Annotated in this window: 1 protein-coding gene; it reads right to left on the bottom strand. The window is 65.9% G+C overall.

What is annotated here, in order from left to right:
• Positions 1–61: 61 nt before the first annotated feature.
• Positions 62–258, bottom strand: a 197-nt coding sequence (locus AC0IYH_RS32445) for a hypothetical protein (protein ID WP_471838453.1), incomplete at its 5' end; no start/stop codon positions are given.

Consider the following 258-nt stretch of genomic DNA (forward strand, 5'->3'; position numbering starts at 1 on the left):
TTTGGACCCTTTCCGCAGCCGCCCGAAAGCGTGGCTTGGCCGCGCGATAGTTAACCGAAGCTCAGCGGCGGATGACGCGGCCCGACACGATGCCCGACATCTCCAGCCGCGCGCCTGGCTCCAGGATGATATCGCCGCGAACCATGCCGCCGAGCCGTAACAATCTGCCCGACCGCACCGTGATGTCGCCGGCGACCATGCCGGCCATATCCGTGTCGTGCTCCACGACGAGCGGTTGCGCGATCATCCCCGATATCC

This window comes from Pseudomonas sp. AC463, assembly GCF_979253585.1.